Genomic DNA, 21,322 nt, shown 5'->3' on the forward strand with positions numbered 1-21,322 from the left:
AATGGGTTTTGAAAAGATTACATTGGAACATAAACGCCAGGTCCTCGAAGAGCTGGCTGATATCAAAGCGCTGTTTGCCAGCCGTAACTGGTTCCCTGGTACAAGTGGCAACCTGTCGATGCGTGTGGGCGACTTCGACCCGGAGCAATTCTACTTTGCAGTTACTGCATCAGGCAAAGACAAATCCCTCCGTACACCGGAAGACTTTCTGTTTGTGGACAAGCATGGTAAAGCCATTGAGACCACAACCCTGAAACCGAGCGCTGAAACGTTGATTCACTGCGAAATCTATCGTTTAACTGGCTGTGGCGCGGTGTTCCATGTGCATACCGTATTTAACAACCTGATCAGTGAATTCTTTGGAGCAGATGGACACGTACCGATTCAAGGCATCGAATTGATCAAGGCTTTCAACATCTGGGAAGAAAATGCGGAGATTCGTGTACCGGTCCTGCCTAACTTCGCTGATATTCCATCCATCGCTGAATTGGTGCCAGGTGTACTTGATGCCAACGTACCAGGAATTTTGCTGCGTAATCACGGTATTTATGCCTGGGGCAAAGATGCTTTTGAAGCGAAACGTCATCTGGAAGCGTTCGAGTTCCTGTTCGAAGTGATGTACCGTCAACTTCTGCTGAAGGGTGCTACGAAATAGCAATCATTTATTCGAAATAAAAGCTGCAAAACCAAAAACACGCCAAGGCTAATATACATAGTCCTCGGCGTGTTTTTTTATGTTTGGGGAATTGTAGCGATTGGAAGGTTACTCTATCATCGTAGTGTCAGTGTAACTATTCTTTAGTTCAACTAAGTAAAGCTTTACAGACGATCGTCCCGATCCTTGAATAAAAAGAGACTGTCCGCTCCCTCATCATTTCGATGAGCCGCACTATGGATACCCGTCCCCCTCTGCTTGCCAAACAACAGCTTCAGACCGCCAAAAATGAGCAGCAAGGACACAATGACGGTGTTCACATACGAACGAATCTCGTACGTCATAAATGCATCCGGGAACATCTCATTCAGCTGTGGAATGACCAAGCGGATAAACAGATAGTACAATCCCAATGCAGCAATTCCGAATCCAATCAGGCGCTGGTGACGAGCCCAGTCCTTAAAAATAGGTTGATCTGTCAACGGTTCGCGGCCATACCGGCTTGAACACTGAAGTCCGTCAAAGAAGCTGTAGAACCAGATCAACGGAATCATGAACAGGAACACCGATAAATGAAGCAGGTCCAGAACGTAGATACTGCCGAGAAACAGGAACATGAGTTGCATGCCTCTTTTTTGCAGTCCCAGATACAGATGACCCGCACCCGGAAAGGCTGATAACAGGGTTGCCAGCACTTTGCTTCGCCGTCCAGAAGCCCTGCCCATCTCCAGCTCCTCGAACAACGTACGATCCTGCAATACCTCACCGGCCTGCTTGCGATGCACATGCTGGACCGCATCAAACATGCAGTAAACCCAGATGACAGGCAGAATGAGCAAGAACATCAGAAATACGGATTCATTCGTAATAGAAGCTACAAAAACCATCATGGCAAATGAACCGAAGAACGCGATAAGGAATGATAAACCGCGATGTAACAGTCCGAGATGAAGATGTCCCAGACCTGGAACAAAGGAAAGCAGAATCGTGAAGAATCGTTCGCTTTCACTGCCTTTTTGATACATGGGTTGACCATAAGGAGCCGCAGGCACGCCATACTCACCGTTCTGATGCTGATGTATTCCCTCCATGTCCATGTCCATCTCCATCTGTCCCAGATGACCTTCCTGACCAGTGTATGCTCCCTGATATGCCGCCCCCTGATGCGGTCCACTGTAATGTGCACCATATCCATGGTATCGGGCATCATTAGGCGATGGGGCACGTAGCAGAACGATAATCATATCCAGCATGCTGACACACCAGAAGAATATGGTCCCCAAAGCCCCAAGAATCATTAATTCTCTCTCACTCACCAGAATTGCCAGCATAAACGAACCAACAGCTGTCCCAAAAAAGAGTAATGGATAGATTACAGCTCTGGCAGGCCGACCCCAATAGAGAAAACCCAGACCCGGAATCAGGTTTAATAAGAATGCAAGTAATTTGTTACGATCTGATTGCACAGTCGTCATCCTTTCTTTTCAGGCAATGCATATAAATTTACGGTTTAGGTTTAAAGTGATCCAGCCAGGAAGTGGCTGCCTCCGTCCATTTTTCCGTGAATGACCCTCTGTAATCACCATCCTGGAACTTATGATAAGGCGCTACCTTGTCAAACAATCCCGAGGAGAGGAAGATTAACGTCAGACAAGCCGCTACGGCATAATGAAACACTTTGTGATCCAGCCAGATACGTCTTCGTCCAGAACGCGATTTGCGCTTTGGCTTGGAGGATTGCATTTCCGTAATTTGATTCATGACCGAATCGGCGAAGCCTACCGGGTCCTTCAGTTGTGGCAAATCCCGATGAATGCCGAGTGCTTCGAGATAGTTGTCCATCGCTTCCGGAACGTCCATAAGCATCTGTTCCATCATACTTGCCTGGTCTGCAGTCATACGGCCTTCAATATAATCAGTCCATTCCTGAACGGTATACATCCTTTTATTCCTCACGCCACTCATCCTCCTTCCAATGATTTCGAATCCACTGCCGGGCACGATACAGACGGGACTCCACGGTTTTCACTGCCACCTGTGCATCACGGGCAATCTGCTCATAATTTTTTTCGCTTAAGTAATACGCAGTAATAATGTCCCTGTGCTGGGCAGGCAGTTGATTGATTCGCTCGCGCAACTTCTCCTGACGCTCTTCACGCACGAGGCGGGCAAGAACATCTTCTTCACGACCGGGCATGTTCATTATTTTTTCTTCTCCGCCCAGATCCTCAGCGCTTCGTCTGCCCAGCTTGCGTTTGGCATCTATTGCTTTGTGAAAGGCAATTCGGGTTAACCACGTTTTGAAACCTTCGGATCGATAATCGGGGAGAGATTTAACCATCTGAATGAACGCCTCCTGCGCTGCATCCTGTGCATCCTGATCGTTCCGCAATACGGAGTAGGCCACATGGTATACATGCTGGCTGTACTTTTCGATCAACAAGCGCATCTGGGATGTATCGCCTTGACGGATTTGTTCGATTAAGCGCGCTTCATCAATGACTCTCCCCTCCTCTCCACTACAATAGACGACAACTTGTTTGTTGACCCCTGCGTATTCATTCATTTTTTTATAAAAAGGTTACACATTGCCTGAAAAGTCAGTTCCACCGGGAACTTAACGTATCTTACTTAACATCTCTATAATCTAAAAAAACAGGCACAGAATAAATTCTGGCCTGTTTTTGGTTTATTCTGAATAAAATTGTTGCTTAATCTAACATTGGTATTAACGTCCACCGTTACGGAACCGCTGCGTATATGCCTTGGCATCCTGCACATTCTTCACGCGGTTACGGCTCCATTCAAGCAGGATTCGATCTATATAGCGGAAATGCACTTTACCAGCAAACACCGCTTCCTTCAATGCCATGAGAATCAGTTCCTCCTGATAGCGATCCTGATCCAACCAGCTGGATATCGTCTCGCATTCCATCGGGGAAAGCGGGCGGCCAAATTCTTTTTCAAAAATAGAGAACATATTTCGTTCTTCCTCTTCTTTTTGAACACTGTTCGAATCCGGGCGCAGTGCATTACTGTCCAGCTGCTGCTTGCGGGCCACGGCCATATCCTCTGCTGTACATCCTGCCAGCTTCGCATATAATCCATGCAGATCATACCGTTCATACTGAATGTCACGCTCTTCATCCCGATGCTCGTCAATGTGAATGTACCCGTCTCTCATAAGACGCTGCAGCATTCTGGCGATGCCTTCAGGAGCAAGACCCATACGGGTTGCAAGCTCTTCAAGCGTTGGAAACTCATTGAATTCGACTTGCCGGAATCCAAACAATTGAATCAGCAGAAGCACCTCTGCGTCACTTAGCCCCAGCTGATGATAATAGCGCAATAAAGCATATGGGAGCTGCGCTGTCCCTGATGCCATACCGTAAGCTGCTCCGTTCAACCAGGCTTTGGAGCCGGTTTCTTCCATGGACTCGCGGTTAAGCATTAAGGGTACAGACGATAGAGCATACGTGGGAATGCAATTGTTTCACGTACGTGATCCAATCCACAGATCCATGCTACCGTCCGCTCCAATCCCAGACCGAAGCCGGAGTGAGGAACCGATCCGTATTTACGTAAGTCCAGATACCACTGATATGCCTCTTCCGACAATTGATGCTCATCAAAGCGCTGCTGCATCAGTTCCGGATCATCAATACGCTGGGAACCGCCAATGATCTCTCCGTATCCTTCTGGTGCGATCATATCTGCACAGAGGACCACTTCAGGACGATTTGGATCAGGTTTCATATAGAATGCCTTGATTCCAGCCGGATAATGGGTAATAAAGACCGGTGTTTCGTATTTCTCGGCAATCGCCGTTTCGTGTGGAGCACCAAAGTCTTCTCCCCAAGGAATATCGAAGCCTTGTCCATTCAAGAATTCAATCGCTTCATCATACGTAATGCGCGGGAATGGAGCTACAATGTTTTCAAGCTTGGATACATCACGTCCGATGGACTCCAGTTCAGCACGGCAGTTTTTCAGAACCGTTTGAACCACGTGCGCAATAAACTTCTCTTGCACTCGCAGGCTTTCCTCGTGATCCACAAACGCCATTTCCGGCTCAATCATCCAGAACTCGATCAGGTGACGACGTGTTTTGGATTTCTCGGCACGGAACGTAGGACCGAAGGAGTATACTTTGCCCAGCGCCATTGCTGCAGCTTCCATATACAACTGTCCACTTTGTGTCAGATAGGCATCTTCATCAAAATATTTGATGTGGAACAAGTTCGTCGTTCCTTCAGCAGATGAAGGTGTAAGAATCGGAGGATCAACCTGTGTGAATCCGTTACCATCAAAGAACTGTTGAACAGCGCGGATGATTTCCGCACGAATAACCATAATCGCACGTTGTTTTGTCGAACGCAGCCACAGATGGCGATGATCCATCAGGAAGTCTACCCCATGCTCTTTCGGAGTAATTGGATAATTTTCAGTAAGATGAATAATGTCCACGCCAGTAACCGTCATCTCATAACCGGATGCACTACGTGGTTCTTCACGGATAATTCCTGTTACATACAATGAACTTTCTTGAGTCAAGCTCTTGGCAGCATTCCAGATATCTTCGCTGACTTCACTTTTAACGACTACCCCTTGAATATATCCGGTTCCATCACGCAGTTGCAAAAATTGAATTTTGCCGCTGGAACGTTTGTTGTTAATCCAGGCGCCGATCTTAACAGTCTCGCCCACATGCTCACTCACATTACGAATTACACAATCCGTACTCATGCACATATCTCTCCTTGGAATCCTGAATTTGAAAATGCAGCGGGCAGGCTATATGCCTGTCCCCTGCACTTCCTTGTCATGCTATATTCACTTTACAATTAGATTACAGAGAATTCAATACGATTCGGTGTGTATCTCTTGCAATCACCAATTCTTCGTTCGTAGGAACTACGAGAACGTCCACTTTGGAATTCGCTGTTGTGATGCGGCGTGGTTCTCCAGAGCGGATTGCATTCAGCGCTTCATCCAGTTCAACACCCAGGTACGTGAGTTGCTCACATACTTTTTGGCGAAGAACAACGGAGTTTTCACCTACACCAGCCGTAAATACGATCACGTCTACACCGTTCATTGCTGCTGCATAAGAACCGATGTATTTACGCAAACGGTATTCGTACATCTCGAATGCAAGCGTGGAATTAGCATCGCCAGCTTCCATACCTTCCGTGATTTCACGCATGTCGCTGCTGATGCCGGAGATTGCAAGAAGTCCACTATGTTTATTCAACATGGAGTTTACTTCGCTCACGCTCAGTTCTTCCTTGTTCATAACATAAGGTACAATTGCCGGATCCAGGTCACCACTACGTGTTCCCATCATCAATCCTTCGAGTGGAGTCATGCCCATGGACGTGTCCACGGATACACCGCCCTGTACAGCCGTTACACTACCACCATTACCAACATGGCATGTGATGATCTTCAGATCTTCCAATGGACGATCCAGATATTCAGCTGCTGCCTTGCTTACGTAATCATGGGAAGTACCATGTGCTCCATAACGACGCACTTTATACTTTTTATAAAGCACACGTGGAATGGCATACAGATATGCTTTTTCCGGCATCGTTTGATGGAAAGCCGTATCAAAGACCATTACCTGTGGTACCCCTGGCATATTGGATTCAGCCGCACGAATACCCATCATTGCTGCTGGGTTATGCAGTGGAGCCAGATCGAACAGACGGCGGATTTCTGCTTTGGATGCATCATCAACCAATGCGGATTCCTTAAATGCTTCACCACCGTGAACTACACGATGTCCAACAGCCTGAATTTCATCAACGGAACCAAGCACACCGTTTTCTTTGTCTGTCAGGATGTCAATAACTTTACGAATCGCTGTAGTATGTTCGAGAATCTCGCTTACTTCCGTTACATCCTCACGGCCTGTTGGTTTATGAGTCAGAATGGAAGAGTCCATCCCGATCCGCTCTACGAGACCTTTGGCCAATACGGATTCATCCGTCATGTTATACAATTGATATTTGAGCGAGGAACTCCCCGCATTAATTACGAGTACTTTCACAGCCGGTCACCATCCTTGTCGTACTTGAAGAATCCTTCGCCTGTTTTGACACCCAGGTGTCCTGCACGCACCATTTTCTTCAGGACTGTGGAAGGACGATATTTCAATTCACCGAATTCACGGAACATTCTTTCGAGTGCAGCTTCTACCGAATCCAATCCGAAACGGTCTGCCATCTCAAGCGGTCCGTGCTGGAAATTGTATCCGATACGCATAGCGTCATCAATATCTTCAGCGGAAGCGACACCTTCCTGCAGTACATGCAGCGCTTCGTTGATCAGAAGACAGATCAGTCTGGACGTCACAAATCCAGGTGATTCATAGATCATAACGCCTTTTTTGTCCGCTACTTCCTCCACAAAACGTCTCGTTTCTGCAAAAGTGCTATCGGATGTTTTCAGACCACGAATAATCTCTACAAGATCAACCCGGGAAACCGGGTGAATAAAGTGCATACCAATAACACGCTCTGGGTATTTGGTTGAGCTTGCAAGCTCAGTCAAACTCAGCGTGGATGTATTACTAGCAAGAATTACGTTGCTTGGGCAAACTTGGTCCAGTTGACTGAATACCGCTTTTTTCGCTTCCAGATCTTCAGAAATAGTCTCAATGACCATATCGCAAGTTCCGAGTTCAGCCAGATGAGCAACTTTGGTAATACGGGAGAGAATCAATTTCTTCTCAGCCTTTGTAATCGCCCATTTCTCCAGTTGTTTATCGAGGTTCGTCTCAATCATGTTATATGCATGATCCAGCTTCTCCGTTGTGTGTTCCACCAGAAGCACATCAAGTCCTTTGGCTGCAAGCATCTGGGAAATACCTTGCCCCATCGTGCCGCCGCCGACAACTCCTATCTTTTTGAAAAACATGGTTCTGCTCCATCCTTTCGGTTCTCTATTTCTCTATTGTACCCTGTTCGCCGAAAATTACAAATTTCGACCCAACATATAATAATATCTTAGCACGACTGAAATGTAAAAAAAAATAACCGACATAAATAAATTATGCCGGTAAAAGGGCGCTGTCACGAAATTGACAACGAAATTGATCGCCAGACAATACTTCTTCCCTGAGCAACGTGTCGAGGGAATTGTCGAAAATTGTCCGCTGTTCTTCAAGCAATCGTTTGGTCTGTTCCATCAGGTCTTGCAGGATCAATTTGTTCTCCCGCATTAATTCTTCCGTAGTGACCATATCCATGTTAACAATACCCAACGTTGTGAGGCCGGAAGCCATCATCGTCTGTACCACATTCGTTGCTTGCTCAAAGTCATTGCGTGATCCTGTACTGCGTCCACCGTAGTACATTTCCTCCGCTGCTGCACCTCCGAGGGCAATCATGATTTGCTCTTCAAGGAAGCGCTTCGTGTACAGAAATTGCTCTTGTTGCGGGTTATGACGTACATATCCCAAGGCCTGTCCACGAGGGCTGAGTGCAACCTGACTCACACTGCCAGGACGAACCAGTTCAGCCATGATGGCATGTCCCAATTCATGAATAGCCACTCTTTTCTTCTCTTCCACGCTGGATTCGCGGTCTGTCTTCTCACCCATCATTACTTTATCAATCGCAAGGGACAGATGACGCTGTTCAATGTTGAGCAGCCCGTCTCTCATCGCGTAAATTGCCGCTTCGTTCATCACGCTTTCCAGCTGTGCTCCAGAGAAACCATAGGATTCTTCTGCTGTCTTCTCAAGGCTGACCCCTTCCAGAAGAGGTTTATTGACTGCATGCAGCTCCAGTATGTGTTTTCTGCCTTTCTTATCCGGCAAGTCTACCTGAATATGACGGTCAAAACGACCTGGACGCGTCAGCGCGCTATCCAGCATTTCTTTTCGGTTCGTAGCGGCGATCACGAGTATACGTGGTGTTTCGGAAGAGTATATGCCATCCATTTCCGTCAACAGCTGATTCAGCGTCTGATCATATTCACGCTGTTGTCCGCCTTCCCGTTTTCCACCGATCACATCAATTTCATCAATAAATATAATGGCATTTTCCTTATTTTCTTTAGCGGCGCGAGTTCTTGCATCACGGAACAAATCACGTATTCTGCCTGCACCTACACCAACATACATCTCAACAAACTCACTGCCTGAAGCAGCTACAAAAACAGAGTCGGTATAATGAGCAGCAGCTTTGGCCATCAAGGTTTTACCAGTTCCTGGAGGGCCAGTAAGCAGTATACCTTTCAAAGGACGAATACCAAACTTCTGAATTTCTTCATGTCGAATGAGAAAATCAAGCGCTTCCCGCAGTTCCTGCTTGGCACTCTCCTGACCACCGATTTCTTCAAAAGTCAGCTTGGAAGGGCCTTTTTTCTTGCGTTTACGTTCCTGACCTGCCCCCACCGTAATCCCACCCCGCATTTGCATCATGAGCAGCAGAGCTCCCACAAGCATTACAGCGATCAGAATGGGAATCATGTTTACACCGATAAAAGCGAGAAAGATAATTAATACGGGTACAAATCCAATGGCAATTTCTTTCGTCCATTTAGGCATTAGGCCACACTCCTATCTGACCGGGCACACGCGGCAGAATAATAAACTTACTGGCATCTCCATCTCTGAGACTGACATATACATTATTGTCATCCATGGCTGTATTTACCTTGATCCCATTTGTAGCCATTTTAGACAAGGTCGGTGTAATTTCGGTGTATTGCTTGTTCTCCATCGCTTGTGCTACGGTAAACATCGCGCTTCCCCACCAGCTCTCTAATGCTTCGTTGGAATGATCCACGACATCCAGCTTCAACGAACGAGTGCCAATCAAGGTTTGTCCTTCTTTGTGAATATATTGTACCAACCTGCCCAGATCAACATCCGGCTGCAGATCGAGTTTCAACTGTACATCATTGCGGTTAATAGTTAATTGAACATCATTGACTCCATCGTACTGGGTAACCATCTTTTCAATTGGGCTTTGCACAGCCACATGACGATACACAAACCAACCTCCAAACAACACAACGGCTGAAATGACGGCAGTTAGAGCAATAGGCAATACTTTTATCTTCAAGTGAGTTACCCCTCCTAAATTTTGGCCCATCCTATAACTTGTAGGCAAGAATATGAATATGTGTACGTAATGTCCTGTGATGTGCCTAACAGGATTTATTTGTGTATGATGTATCCTTGAATACATATTTGAGTATATCACATCGTATATACAATATCTAAGGCGAAAATATGAATAAATTATTAATTTTAACTATTCAAATCCAAAATGATCAACAAAGTACGCCAAAGAACCGGACCAGTCGGGTTTCCGTCTGCCGGTTCTTTAATGTATTCTTTTGGACGATAGTATTTATGCTAATTCTAGCTATTTGGTATCGTATAGACCAGATCCACCTGTTCCCCGTTACTGAAGCGGTAAAACCGATAATAGTTGTGAGTATCATCATTATAATACACTTGCCATACATAGATTCCATTCACAACGCCTGGCATGATTCGTTTGATCTCCCCACCGGGAACTTCAGAGCTGAACCGATTTCGAATCTGAGCTTCATTCATGCCGTTCTTTAACAGTTCACCGTGTACTGCATTGGTTCCCGTCACGGGTTTGTTATTCTCATCAAACTTGATCCACACCATGACATCCTGGTTATCCTTATTTTTGCCGATCAGGGTCCAGTATATGTTGTCTCCGCCGTCTTTCTGCCCCCAGACATACTTACGCAGCTCTTCGTGGGACGTAATCCCCAGCTGTTCCTGGGCCGCCTGTATGGCCAACGCCTCTTCCTTGCGCTGATCCTGGGTAACATAGACATAATAACGCTGAAGTCCAAACAGAATCAGAACCAGGAGCAGCAGCGAAATCCATATCCACTTCTTTTTTTTCTTCAAAAGCCGAACTTCCTTTCCCTATGACGATGCTGTCCTTGTAATTAACGGGCAAGCAAACTGTCAAATGCCAGCTGAGACTCACGCAGAATGCGCTCTTCATCCATCGTAAGACATTCGCCATGTTTAACCACTTGTTTACCATCCACCCACACATGCTCCACATCTTTGGCCGATGCCGAGTAGACCGTATGGGAAATCAGATCCGTATGCGGATAGAAATGGGCCTGTTCGATGTTCAACGCGATGAAGTCAGCCTTCATGCCAACTTGCAGAGCGCCTGTATTGTTCAGGAATATGGATTTAGCACCATATGAAGTTCCAAGCAGAAGCGCTTCCCCTGCCGGCACTGCAGTAGGGTCACCGGACACACCTTTGTGAATCAACGCAGCCAATCTCATCTCTTCAAACATATCCAGGTTATTGTTACTTGCTGGTCCGTCTGTTCCCAGAGACACAGTCACGCCTGCTTTCAACAGATCAGGCACACGCGCAACACCCGAAGCCAATTTCAGGTTACTGCCTGGATTGTGGGAAACTGCTACATCATGCTTTGCGAGAATCTCGATCTCTTCATCATTCAGATGTACCGCATGTGCAACCAGAGATGGACGGGAGAAAAATCCTAGCTTCTCCAGATGTGCGACTGGACGCAGTCCGTAATCAGCCACGTTCTGTTCCACTTCGCGAAGCGTTTCAGACATATGCGTATGCAAAGGCAGATTCAGATCATGAGCAACCTGTACCAGCTTCTCTATGTAATCCGGAGGGCAAGTGTAAGGGGCGTGCGGAGAGATTACGGTTGTAATTCTTCCGTCTGCTTGTCCATTCCATTGACGGGCAAATGCTGCGGACTCTTCGAGCTTGCGCAGTTGTTCTTCTTCTGAGCAAAGCCCGATTACCCCACGTGCCAGAGCAGCCCGAACGCCGGATTGTTCCACCACTTTCGCAACCTGATCCATATGATCATACATATCTAGGAAAGCTGTTGTTCCACCCTTCAACATTTCAAGCACGGAAAGTGATGTGCCCCAATATACGTCTTCAGACGTCATTTTGGCTTCCATTGGCCACATTTTCTCCTGCAACCATACTTGTAACGCCAGATCGTCTCCATGGCCTCTGAGGAGCGACATGGCCGCGTGACCATGCGTATTGATCAGACCCGGCAAGAAGAACAGTCCTTTTCCGTCCACCTTTGTCAGGCTTTCGTCTCCTTCCGGCAATGTCTCACCAATATGCACAATCTTGTCATTCTCAACAACCATAAAACCTTGAACCACGTTCCAATTCGTACCTTCACTCACGGCAAATTTGCCGTTGTGAATTACCCATCTATTTGTCGTCATCTTCCTCGTCGTCCTTTCCATTCTCCAAGTAATAAGCCAGGCTAAGTAGATCCGTCGTAAAATCAGCATGATGAATGCGAATATGCGGCGGGGTCTTCAGGATCGTTGGCGCAAAGTTCAGAATCGCTTCAATTCCTGACTCAATCAGCTGATCTGCAACATTTTGGGCTTCCGTATCCGGAACCGTGATAATACCTATACGAATGTTATCTTTTTTGACCGAATCCGTTAATTCATTCATCGGTTGTACCGTCAAACTGTTGATTTGACTCCCAATTTTCGGACCGTAGGCATCAAATACAGCGACGATCTTCATGTTGTCTTTGAGATAGGCATTGTAATTGGACAAGGCATGTCCCAAATTACCTGCTCCGACAAGAGCTACATTGATCTGCTGGTCTATTTTTAAAATATGGCGGATTTTCTCAATGAGATATGAAACGTCATATCCAATCCCTTTACGACCAAAGTCACCAAAGTAAGCCAAGTCTTTACGAATCTGGGCCGGATTCAAATCCAGCCTCAGTCCAAGTTCTTGTGAAGAAACCGTATTGACTTCCCGCTGATGCAGTTCATTCAAATAACGCAAGTAAACAGGTAATCTACGCACCACGGCTTCCGAAATTTTATCTGATTTCATTCATTGCTCCCCCTTACCAAGGCCACGATAGATAGATGAAAAGATGAGCACCCTGTCTAAAACGATGCAAAATGATTACTGAATTAAACAGGATGCTCCTTGTTATATAATGGATAATTGCTTTAATCGCTTTACTCGCATATCCATGAAACGAATACATGATATTACTCAATTTTACCGCCAATCACTGGCGTCTTGCAATAATGGAAGCTACAGAGCGTATCTGTTATTGTTGCTCTTCGGTTGGTCTCTCGAGCCATTCCGAAATGCGTGGAACTATCTGCTCTGTAAGCATGTGCTCCATTTTGGGACCAGGTAATGAATATAAAAAGTACTTGCCATAATACGCTTCAATAACGCGTGTATCGTATACAATCACAATGCCTCTGTCTTTGCCTGTACGAACCAGTCTGCCAAATCCCTGTTTGAAACGGATGACGGCTTGTGGCACGGATAGCTTCATAAACGGGTTTTTCTTTTGCTGCTGCAAAAGCTCGCTCTTCGCTTCCACTAATGGATGATTCGGTGGCTGGAACGGCAGTCTGACAATTGCAAGGCAGGTCAGAGCCTCTCCCGGAATGTCCACGCCTTCCCAAAAGCTGCTTGTGCCAAGTAGCACCGTTGCTTTAGCATCTTGGAACCGACGTGTAAGCTTGGAACGGCTGCCGCTGTCCACCCCTTGCCCAAGCAAAGAGATATCGTTGCCTGACAAAGCCTCCTTAAGCGGGTCATAGACCTGTCGCAGCATGCGGTAGGAGGTAAACAACACCATCATGCGTCCACGAGTCGCAATAGCCGTTTCCGCGAGCGAGTGCACGAGCATATCCACAAAGTGTGCATCGCCTACACTGCCCTTCACGCTTGGGAAATCACGCGGAATGACAAGCAGCGCTTGTTCTCGATAATTGAACGGTGAAGGTAGCATCGACGTTAACAGACGGTTATTGTCGGCAGCTTCCTGCAAACCCAGCTGTTCGATCATGAATTGAAATGACTTGTCAACGGAAAGCGTAGCCGATGTAAGCACAACGCTTTTCTTTTTATCAAAGAACATATCCTTCAATTGAGCACTGACATCGACAGGAACAGCATAGAGTTGCAGTGATTTACTGCGGAACTGGCCGCTGGCCTCCATCCAGTACACGGTATTGGCATCATCCATCCGCATGAAGAACCGCAGATTATCCTTAATCGTTGCCAAATCCTTGAGCAGACCTGAGATATCCGTAATCAGACTATCGGACTGATAATCGTCCTGATCTTCTTTCACTTCAAGCAGCAGCTTGTCGCCTTTACGAATCAAATCACCTAGGGTGACATAAATTTGGTTTTCAGCGTCCTGCAATTCCTGCCATTTGGCTGGTTTTTGTGAAGACTTCAGTCTAAGTGAGAATTGTCCTGTCTCGCCTGGAGAAGCATCGCTGCGTTCAGGCAGCAGTCCGAACAATGCATCGCTTAGTCGATCCCACATCTCTTTAACTTCGACAGCAAGCGGGAACATCTGATCAATCATGGAGCCCCACTGTACCGAATTTTCATGACCCGACAATTGAGAACGCAGCATAGGCAGTTGGCCATTTCGGCTATCTTTAAACAGTCGGGTCAGTGTATGAACCAACGTGAAATATTTCATATGAAGACCAAGGTGCTTACCTGCTACGTCCTCCAGATGATGTGCTTCATCGATGACGAGACTTTCGTAGGCTGGCAGCAGCTGATGTGCTGCTTTGACATCCGTAAACAATTTCGAATGATTCGTAATGACGATATCGGAAAGCCCGGCTTCATGTTTGGCCCGGTGATAGAAACATTTGCGGAACCAAGGACAGGAACGTCCAAGACAGGACTCAGATTCACTCTGTACCGTCTCCCAGAAGTCTCCTCCGCGCCCGCTTAGATTAAGCTCCTCGTCGTCTCCAGTCTCCGTCTGAGTAAGCCAGACAATCATCTGAGCCGCTGTAAAGTAATCCTCTTTCGGTGTAGCAAATTCACGTTTATTGATTTTATGCTCAAACTTACGCAGACACAGATAATGCCCACGTCCTTTGAACACCGCTGCCTTGAACGGGAACGGAACCACTTGGGTCAGCATAGGAATATCCCGCTCTCTCAATTGCTCCTGCAGGTTGATGGTATGTGTGCTGACCATGACTTTCTGTTCCTGTTTTACACTTTCATAGATAGCAGGCAGCAAATAACCAAGTGATTTGCCCGTACCTGTCCCAGCTTCGATTAAGAGATGTTTCTCCTCATCCAAAGCTTGTCGTACACTGCTGAACATTTGAGTTTGCGCCTCACGCTCCTCATAATGGTCCAGCGTCTCCTTCAGGTTATCTCTAACCTGATCCATAAACTGCTCAAAACTCACGCCTTCCAGCGGATTACCCTCTCGCTCATCACGTGGTGAGCCTATATCGGTCCAGTCACTCACGTTCAGGGCAAGCTGGCGGTAATACGTATGACCATCCAGATCCTGAATAGGCTCTGCTTCCTTCTCAGAACGCATTCCATCGAAGAACCAACCCAAGTCGCTGTCTTCCGGTGCAAACAGGTCACTGAGGCGCTGAATCGTGATCAGAGGCAATGCACGCAGCTCATCGAGACACTTCAGTAATACAAAAGCTGTTGCAAGAGCATCACTGTCTGCCTGATGAGGACGGTCATGCTGAAATCCGAATTCCGAAGACACATAACCGAGTTGATAAGAGCCCAGTGACGGGAACGAGATCTTCAGGAAATCAATCGTATCCAGGATCCGTCCGGTAAATGGCAGATAACCGCATCGATCGAGTGCATTTTGAAGAAAATGAAAATCAAAAGCAACATTGTGTCCAACAAGAACCACATCATCAAGCAGCGGAACCATCTCCATCATCATCTCTTCCAATGAGGGAGCATCCGCCACATCTTCATCGGTAATACCGGTTAACCCCGTAATAAACGGAGGAATCGGTACACCTGGGTTCACATAAGAACTATATATTTGAGTTATGCTGTAGTCATGATCTATGATGGCAAGTCCGGCCTGTATAATCTCACCGTCGGACTGCGTGCCGGTTGTTTCGAAATCCAATACGGCAAATTTCATTGCAATGTACGGTCCCTTCCATTCCAGTCTATGTTACAGCATAGCAAAAAAAAGGGCGTTTGAAAATTAACTGACAAAAAAGGCGGTGTCCCCGCCGCTATGCCAGAGGAGGGAACACCGTCTTAATGCCGCCGAATAGTCCTAATTTAAGGCAGTCAGCTGATTTGCATATTGCAATTTTCCGCTGTTTAAACGACAAGCTTCCATGTTATACAGCGGTTCGGTCAACGATGGGTCATACTGAAGCGCCTGCGCAAATAATGAACATGCACCTTCAGGATTCGCGAGCTTGGCCTCGATACAGCCCAGGACGTTACATACCAACCCTTTCAATCTCGGCGAACCGTTCAGATGCATGATCCGCTGCAAGTGTATTCCTGCTTCCTCGGTTTGTTCCAGGTTGAGATGAGCAAGAGCCAGGTAAAAACGAGTCAATGCACTTTCCGGATAGTCGGTCACAACCCTAGAAAATTGCATAATCGCCTGCGGGTACATTTGCAGTTTGAAATATCCCTGACCGCGACTGAAACACTCCAAATGCAGTTCTGGCAGTGCGGTAACAGCTTCCTGTTCAGGTTCGAGGGAAGCAGGCTTATCCAGTTCCCTTTCCCTCACCTGGCTCATTTTTTCTTCAAACATCAGCCACTCATCAATCATCCCGTCACTCATCCGCTTCAGCAAATTCCACTTTTGCAGCAATTCCTGTTTGCTTAGGCCTTCAGCAGAAGGGTAGCGCTTGATAATTTCATCTAACATGTCGTTCATTTCTGCGAAAACATGCTGGAACATCGATGCATCCCCACCCTTGAAAAAATGGATTAGTGCAGTGACCTGTACTCATTTTTTGTAGAATGGGTCGATTTCATTCCCCTTACCAGTCGATTACATAATCGTCGCATGAACTTCGTGTTTCATCGTTTGCACAGGTTTATTCTGTCCATCTACAAATACAACGGTAGGCTTGTGATTATTTGCCTCTTCTTGAGACATCATTGCATATGAAATGATAATGACGGTATCTCCAGGCTGTACCAGGCGAGCTGCTGCTCCATTCAAACAGATAACTCCACTTCCACGTGGGCCTGGAATGACATAGGTTTCCAGACGTGCACCATTGTTGTTATTAACAATTTGCACTTTCTCATTTTCCATTAGATCGGAAGTTTCCATTAGATCTTCATCTATGGTAATGCTACCCACATAGTTCAGGTTTGCTTCCGTAACGGTTACCCGGTGAATTTTGGATTTCATTAGTGTTCTAAACATGGGACAGTACCTCCGATTTTTGCAGCCTTATATTGTCAATCAATCTTGTTTTGCCGAATTTTACTGCAAGTGCGATCAACAGATCGTCACGACCATGAACTTTTTCCTGATCCAAAAGTGGCTCAAGACTTGGAAAAGCCTGAATTTCAGCATAATCAATCACGGCCATTGGTGAACGTTCAATGTTCTCACGCAATATAACGCGGATATCCGCTGCTGTCATTGCCGTCCCTGCATATACAGCTTCCTGTGCCTCACGCAGAGCCTTGGACAGAACAAGAGCTTCCTGACGCTGTTCTGTGCTGAGGTACACGTTGCGCGAACTAAGCGCCAAGCCATCACTTTCACGAACGATAGGACAAGGCACAATCTCAACCGCCATGTTCAAATCGTTAACCATCTGCTGGATCACAGCTACCTGCTGTGCGTCCTTCATGCCAAAAAATGCACGCTGCGGTTGTACAATGTTAAAGAGCTTTGACACGACCGTAGTCACTCCGTCAAAATGCCCTGGACGAGAAGCACCGCACAAGCGATCCGTTAAGCGGGAAACCGATACGGTCGTTTGTGTAGGCTGTGGATACATCTCTTCAACAGAGGGAATAAATACGATATCCACCCCTTTTGCTCGTGCAGTTTCCACATCTCTAGCTTCATCCCTAGGGTAACTGTCAAAGTCTTCGTTCGGACCGAATTGAATTGGGTTTACAAATATGCTCAAAACCACGATATCACTCTGTTGTTTGGCCGCTTGCATCAAACTTGCATGGCCTTCATGAAGAAATCCCATCGTAGGCACGAGTCCTACAACGGACTGTCTGGACTGAATCGACTGACGTTTCAAGCTAAGCTCTTGTCTTAATTCTGCGATTGTCCGTATCACTTTCATACGTTGGTCTCCACCTTTTCTTTGCGATGTCCGTACAATTGATCCAGAACGCCGTCAGCAGCGGTAAATACATGCTCCTGTGCCGGGAACGAGCGATCCTTGACTTCTTTCACATAGGACTCGATGCTGTTGCGAATCAATGTACCTACGTCTCCATACGATTTGACAAAGCGTTTTGGCGTGTATGGGGAAGCATACTGAACCACATCATGGAATACCAGTACCTGACCATCACACCCTCTACCTGCGCCAATGCCAATCGTAGGAATAGACAATTCCTCCGAGATCGCTCTTGCCACTTCTTCCGTGACCAGTTCGAGTACAATGCCGAAAGCGCCAGCTGCTTCAAGCGCCTTGGCTTCGTCCATCAGCCGTTTGGCATCAGCAGCATCCTTGCCCTGAATACGATAACCGCCAATTTGATTCACGGATTGCGGTGTAAGTCCGATATGTCCAAGTACAGGTACACCGGCTTGCACAACCGCTTTTACCGTATCCGCGATTTCAAGACCGCCCTCCATCTTGACCGCTTGTGCATGACCTTCCTGCATCAGGCGACGGACACCTTTAAGCGTCTCATCCAAGCTACCATGATACGTCATGAAGGGCATATCAGCCACGATAAACGTATTTCCCGCACCACGTACTACAGAGCGTGTATGGTACACCATATCTTCGATCGTAACAGGCAAGGTGGAGTTATAACCCAATACCACGTTTCCCAGTGAATCACCAACCAGAATTAGATCGATACCCGCTTCCTCGGCCAATTGGGCTGTCGGATAATCGTAAGCTGTAATCATGCTAAGCGGCACGCCGTCCTGCTTATATTTTTTCATTTTCACAATATTCAATGCTTGTTTGTTTGCCATTTTCGTTATGGCTCCTCTCATCTTTTCAATTTAAACGCAACAAAAAAACCTTTTAGTTTCCACTAAAAAGTCCCGAAAAGTCAAAAAAGAGTCACTTGCGATCGTCCCTTCTGTCTCGGTCCTCTTCGGCTCAGAGCAGAATCCAACAACTCACTTTACTACCATTCCTGCCTTGTCACTGCAACATTTTGAAGCAGAACAAAGCATGCTATTGCCGGAGTGCAATTCGGTCTGCATTAGCCGATATCGCCTCACGAACACAGTATACCAAAGTTCTGCCCAAAGTTCACGTCTTATGTTCATTTTTACGGTGTAAATTCGACAAATTGTTTAATTTACCAATGAAACTTCACCGGAGTAAACCGATACTCGCTCACCGTTTTTCTTCTCCAAAATCAATGCACCAGAAGGATCAAGGCCAATGGCAGTACCTTCGATGATACCCTGCGGATTAGCCACCTTAATTTCACGATTCATGGATACGGACAAAGCTTCCCAGAGCGAAGAGATCACGCCGAACCCTTCCTTTTGATACAAAAAATACAAACGCTCCAATTCCGAGAGAATGGCCGCTGCAAGTTTGGTTCGGTCTATAGTTTGTCCGGTCTCCATCTTAAGCGAAGTTGCGATTGTTATCAGATCCTCGGGATAATCCTTAGGATCGAAGTTCACATCCACGCCTATGCCTGCGATACAGTAGCGTAATTCGTGGTCTTCGACGGTTGATTCAAGTAGAATTCCGCATACTTTACGACCATCAATCAAAAGATCGTTAGGCCATTTGATCCCAGCATCAGCACCTGTATATGATCGAATGGCACGACACACCGCCACACCCGTCAATAACGTAAGCTGTGGTGTATTTTGCAGGGCAAGCTCCGGACGCATTAGAACACTCATCCAGATGCCTCGTCCAGGTGGTGAGAACCATTTACGTCCAAAGCGGCCTCGTCCACCTGTTTGTTCTTCTGCCAGCACCACTGCCCCTTCGCCCTGCCCCTGTTCAGCCATGTGCTGAACATCACCTTGGGTGGACAACGTGGAATTCAGAATGATTGCCTTCCGACCAAACACCGTCGTTTCCAATGCCAGCTGAAGCGCTGTGGCATCGATACTGTCCGGTTTCGTGATCAAGCGATACCCTTTGCGAGATACGGCCTCAAACTCATAACCCATGTCACGCAGTTTGTTTACGTGCTTCCACACGGCCGTTCGGCTAATGGAAAGGTTGCGACTAATCTCTTCACCAGACACAAACTCTCCTTCGGCATTCAGTAACATATGTAACAGTTCCTCATGCTTTGTCATCTGCAGCCACCCGCTTTACTTCGTTGGTCAGCATGTCATGCTGATTCGCTATATTTCCGATCGCAGTCTCTCTTAAGAGATGCTTCATTAGTTGTCCCAGCCATGGTCCGCCCTTGCGTCCAAGTAACTGCAAAACGTTCTCACCCGTAATATGCAGATCTTTCAGTTCATGCACCTTCATGGATTGACTCCATGCTGCACCTCGTGATTGTATTAATACGATCTGTTCTTCGTGCAGAACCTCTTGATCCCTCCAACCAGTTGGTAGCAGTTGTTGAATGATGAGCCAGTCCTCTGTTGCCTGACGTCCTCCAGACAGCACAGTTACGATCCATTCTGATCGAAGTGTCTCTTCATCCTTCTGCTCTTGTACGACAGTCTGGATCAACTGTTCGACCTGGAGAACTCCATTAATGCGGGAACGATCGTCATTAGAAAACGTCCATTTTCGAAGTAAAGCATCTGCTTCATCCCTGGTATAATGGCCTGCAATCAGCACCATGGACCAGCGCAATAGAACGTTTTCTTGGTTCAATTGTTCCATATTGGACATGAGGGCTTTATTGAATCGCTCCATGGAGATTGGTGCCTTCACATGCTCCAGTGCCTGGCTGCGAAACAGCAATTCCAGACCGCGCAGTGGATGGGGGCCTGCCATCATTTTCACCATTTCGGTACGTACTCTTTCCATGGCGATATGTTGTAGCAGATCCTTTTGTCGAACTAACCCCTTCCAGGTGTTGTAGGCAATTTTGAAATCAAATACTGAAGCAAAACGAACACAGCGAAGCATCCGCAGCGCATCTTCTCCAAACCGTTCTGCCGCCGATCCCACACACCTGACCCGTTCATCCTGAATATCCGATTGTCCACCAAAAGGATCAACGATATTACCGTCACGATCCATAGCGAGAGCATTCATTGTGAAGTCACGCCGCTGCAAATCTTCTTTGACATCCTGCACAAATTGAACGGCAGTGGGTCTTCGATTATCCTTATATTCAGATTCAGTGCGAAAAGTTGTAACTTCAAAGTAAAAACCTCCTGAACGTACAGTAACCGTTCCATGCTGGAGGCCCGTAGGAATACAATCCGCGAACAGTTCCATGACTTGCTCAGGAGAAGCGGACGTGGTGATATCCATATCATCCACGCTACGTTCCAGCAGTTCATCACGCACACAACCACCGACCCAATAAGCTTCGTACCCTGTTTCATTTAATGTTCGCAGTACCTGTTCACTTTGTCTTGCCATTTCATGATCTACCTGTGTCCATTGAACCACTTACTCTCACCCCATAACTACGTGTTGCTTGGTGTGGCTTACACAGATATATTTCCAAGA

Annotated in this window: 20 protein-coding genes; 1 reads left to right on the top strand and 19 read right to left on the bottom strand. The window is 46.7% G+C overall.

The genetic code is table 11. The features are described from left to right. Position 1: 1 nt before the first annotated feature. Complete coding sequence (locus PTQ21_RS25255; protein WP_036607600.1) at positions 2–655, top strand: methylthioribulose 1-phosphate dehydratase; 654 nt, start codon at positions 2–4, stop codon at positions 653–655. A gap of 164 nt (positions 656–819) precedes the next feature. Here PTQ21_RS25255 and PTQ21_RS25260 read toward each other — a convergent pair whose 3' ends face one another. From PTQ21_RS25260 to PTQ21_RS25350, 19 genes are all read right to left on the bottom strand, one after another. Then, a complete protein-coding gene (locus tag PTQ21_RS25260; protein ID WP_256336335.1) occupies positions 820–2,121 on the bottom strand; it encodes a multi-tm2 domain protein in 1,302 nt (433 codons plus the stop codon). Between the two features lie 37 nt (positions 2,122–2,158). Then, a complete protein-coding gene (locus tag PTQ21_RS25265) occupies positions 2,159–2,596 on the bottom strand; it encodes a hypothetical protein (RefSeq protein ID WP_274567530.1) in 438 nt (145 codons plus the stop codon). Between the two features lie 4 nt (positions 2,597–2,600). Then, positions 2,601–3,221, bottom strand: coding sequence for an RNA polymerase sigma factor (locus PTQ21_RS25270; protein WP_079694035.1), 621 nt, complete (start codon positions 3,219–3,221; stop codon positions 2,601–2,603). 162 nt (positions 3,222–3,383) lie between these two features. After that, the gene (locus PTQ21_RS25275) at positions 3,384–4,106 is read right to left on the bottom strand and encodes a DnaD domain-containing protein (RefSeq protein ID WP_236703325.1); all 723 of its coding nucleotides are present in this window, start codon (positions 4,104–4,106) and stop codon (positions 3,384–3,386) included. Beyond that, the gene (gene asnS / locus PTQ21_RS25280) at positions 4,106–5,401 is read right to left on the bottom strand and encodes an asparagine--tRNA ligase (protein ID WP_274567532.1); all 1,296 of its coding nucleotides are present in this window, start codon (positions 5,399–5,401) and stop codon (positions 4,106–4,108) included. The genes PTQ21_RS25275 and asnS overlap by 1 nt, the downstream gene beginning before the upstream one ends. A 103-nt stretch (positions 5,402–5,504) precedes the next feature. Next, positions 5,505–6,710, bottom strand: a complete 1,206-nt coding sequence (locus tag PTQ21_RS25285) for an acetate/propionate family kinase (RefSeq protein WP_076288965.1) — start codon at positions 6,708–6,710, stop codon at positions 5,505–5,507. After that, positions 6,707–7,579, bottom strand: a complete 873-nt coding sequence (locus PTQ21_RS25290; RefSeq protein ID WP_063566802.1) for a 3-hydroxyacyl-CoA dehydrogenase family protein — start codon at positions 7,577–7,579, stop codon at positions 6,707–6,709. Before PTQ21_RS25290 ends, PTQ21_RS25285 begins: the two co-directional genes overlap by 4 nt. A 133-nt stretch (positions 7,580–7,712) precedes the next feature. Continuing rightward, positions 7,713–9,215, bottom strand: coding sequence for an AAA family ATPase (locus PTQ21_RS25295; protein WP_091000277.1), 1,503 nt, complete (start codon positions 9,213–9,215; stop codon positions 7,713–7,715). Further along, positions 9,208–9,735 (bottom strand): hypothetical protein, encoded by a 528-nt coding sequence (locus PTQ21_RS25300; RefSeq protein WP_063566800.1) that lies wholly within the window; start codon positions 9,733–9,735, stop codon positions 9,208–9,210. The genes PTQ21_RS25295 and PTQ21_RS25300 overlap by 8 nt, the downstream gene beginning before the upstream one ends. A 302-nt stretch (positions 9,736–10,037) precedes the next feature. Then, a complete protein-coding gene (locus PTQ21_RS25305) occupies positions 10,038–10,568 on the bottom strand; it encodes a cell wall elongation regulator TseB-like domain-containing protein (RefSeq protein WP_063566799.1) in 531 nt (176 codons plus the stop codon). A 41-nt stretch (positions 10,569–10,609) separates the two neighbouring features. Beyond that, the gene (locus PTQ21_RS25310) at positions 10,610–11,914 is read right to left on the bottom strand and encodes an amidohydrolase (protein ID WP_090807375.1); all 1,305 of its coding nucleotides are present in this window, start codon (positions 11,912–11,914) and stop codon (positions 10,610–10,612) included. Then, positions 11,901–12,554, bottom strand: a complete 654-nt coding sequence (locus tag PTQ21_RS25315; RefSeq protein WP_053780717.1) for a redox-sensing transcriptional repressor Rex — start codon at positions 12,552–12,554, stop codon at positions 11,901–11,903. The genes PTQ21_RS25310 and PTQ21_RS25315 overlap by 14 nt, the downstream gene beginning before the upstream one ends. Positions 12,555–12,780: 226 nt before the next feature. Next, positions 12,781–15,642 (bottom strand): ATP-dependent DNA helicase DinG, encoded by a 2,862-nt coding sequence (dinG, locus tag PTQ21_RS25320; protein ID WP_063566797.1) that lies wholly within the window; start codon positions 15,640–15,642, stop codon positions 12,781–12,783. Between the two features lie 141 nt (positions 15,643–15,783). Continuing rightward, positions 15,784–16,407 (bottom strand): tetratricopeptide repeat protein, encoded by a 624-nt coding sequence (locus PTQ21_RS25325; RefSeq protein ID WP_231952455.1) that lies wholly within the window; start codon positions 16,405–16,407, stop codon positions 15,784–15,786. A gap of 117 nt (positions 16,408–16,524) precedes the next feature. Further along, complete coding sequence (panD, locus tag PTQ21_RS25330) at positions 16,525–16,908, bottom strand: aspartate 1-decarboxylase (protein WP_274567541.1); 384 nt, start codon at positions 16,906–16,908, stop codon at positions 16,525–16,527. After that, a complete protein-coding gene (panC, locus tag PTQ21_RS25335) occupies positions 16,901–17,797 on the bottom strand; it encodes a pantoate--beta-alanine ligase (protein WP_274567543.1) in 897 nt (298 codons plus the stop codon). The genes panD and panC overlap by 8 nt, the downstream gene beginning before the upstream one ends. Beyond that, positions 17,794–18,669, bottom strand: a complete 876-nt coding sequence (gene panB, locus PTQ21_RS25340) for a 3-methyl-2-oxobutanoate hydroxymethyltransferase (protein ID WP_063566794.1) — start codon at positions 18,667–18,669, stop codon at positions 17,794–17,796. The genes panC and panB overlap by 4 nt, the downstream gene beginning before the upstream one ends. 330 nt (positions 18,670–18,999) lie before the next feature. Further along, a complete protein-coding gene (locus PTQ21_RS25345) occupies positions 19,000–19,977 on the bottom strand; it encodes a biotin--[acetyl-CoA-carboxylase] ligase (RefSeq protein ID WP_063566793.1) in 978 nt (325 codons plus the stop codon). Then, positions 19,964–21,232 (bottom strand): CCA tRNA nucleotidyltransferase, encoded by a 1,269-nt coding sequence (locus PTQ21_RS25350; protein ID WP_274567545.1) that lies wholly within the window; start codon positions 21,230–21,232, stop codon positions 19,964–19,966. Before PTQ21_RS25350 ends, PTQ21_RS25345 begins: the two co-directional genes overlap by 14 nt. Positions 21,233–21,322: the final 90 nt, after the last annotated feature.

Source organism: Paenibacillus marchantiae, from assembly GCF_028771845.1.
Lineage (GTDB): Bacteria > Bacillota > Bacilli > Paenibacillales > Paenibacillaceae > Paenibacillus > Paenibacillus marchantiae.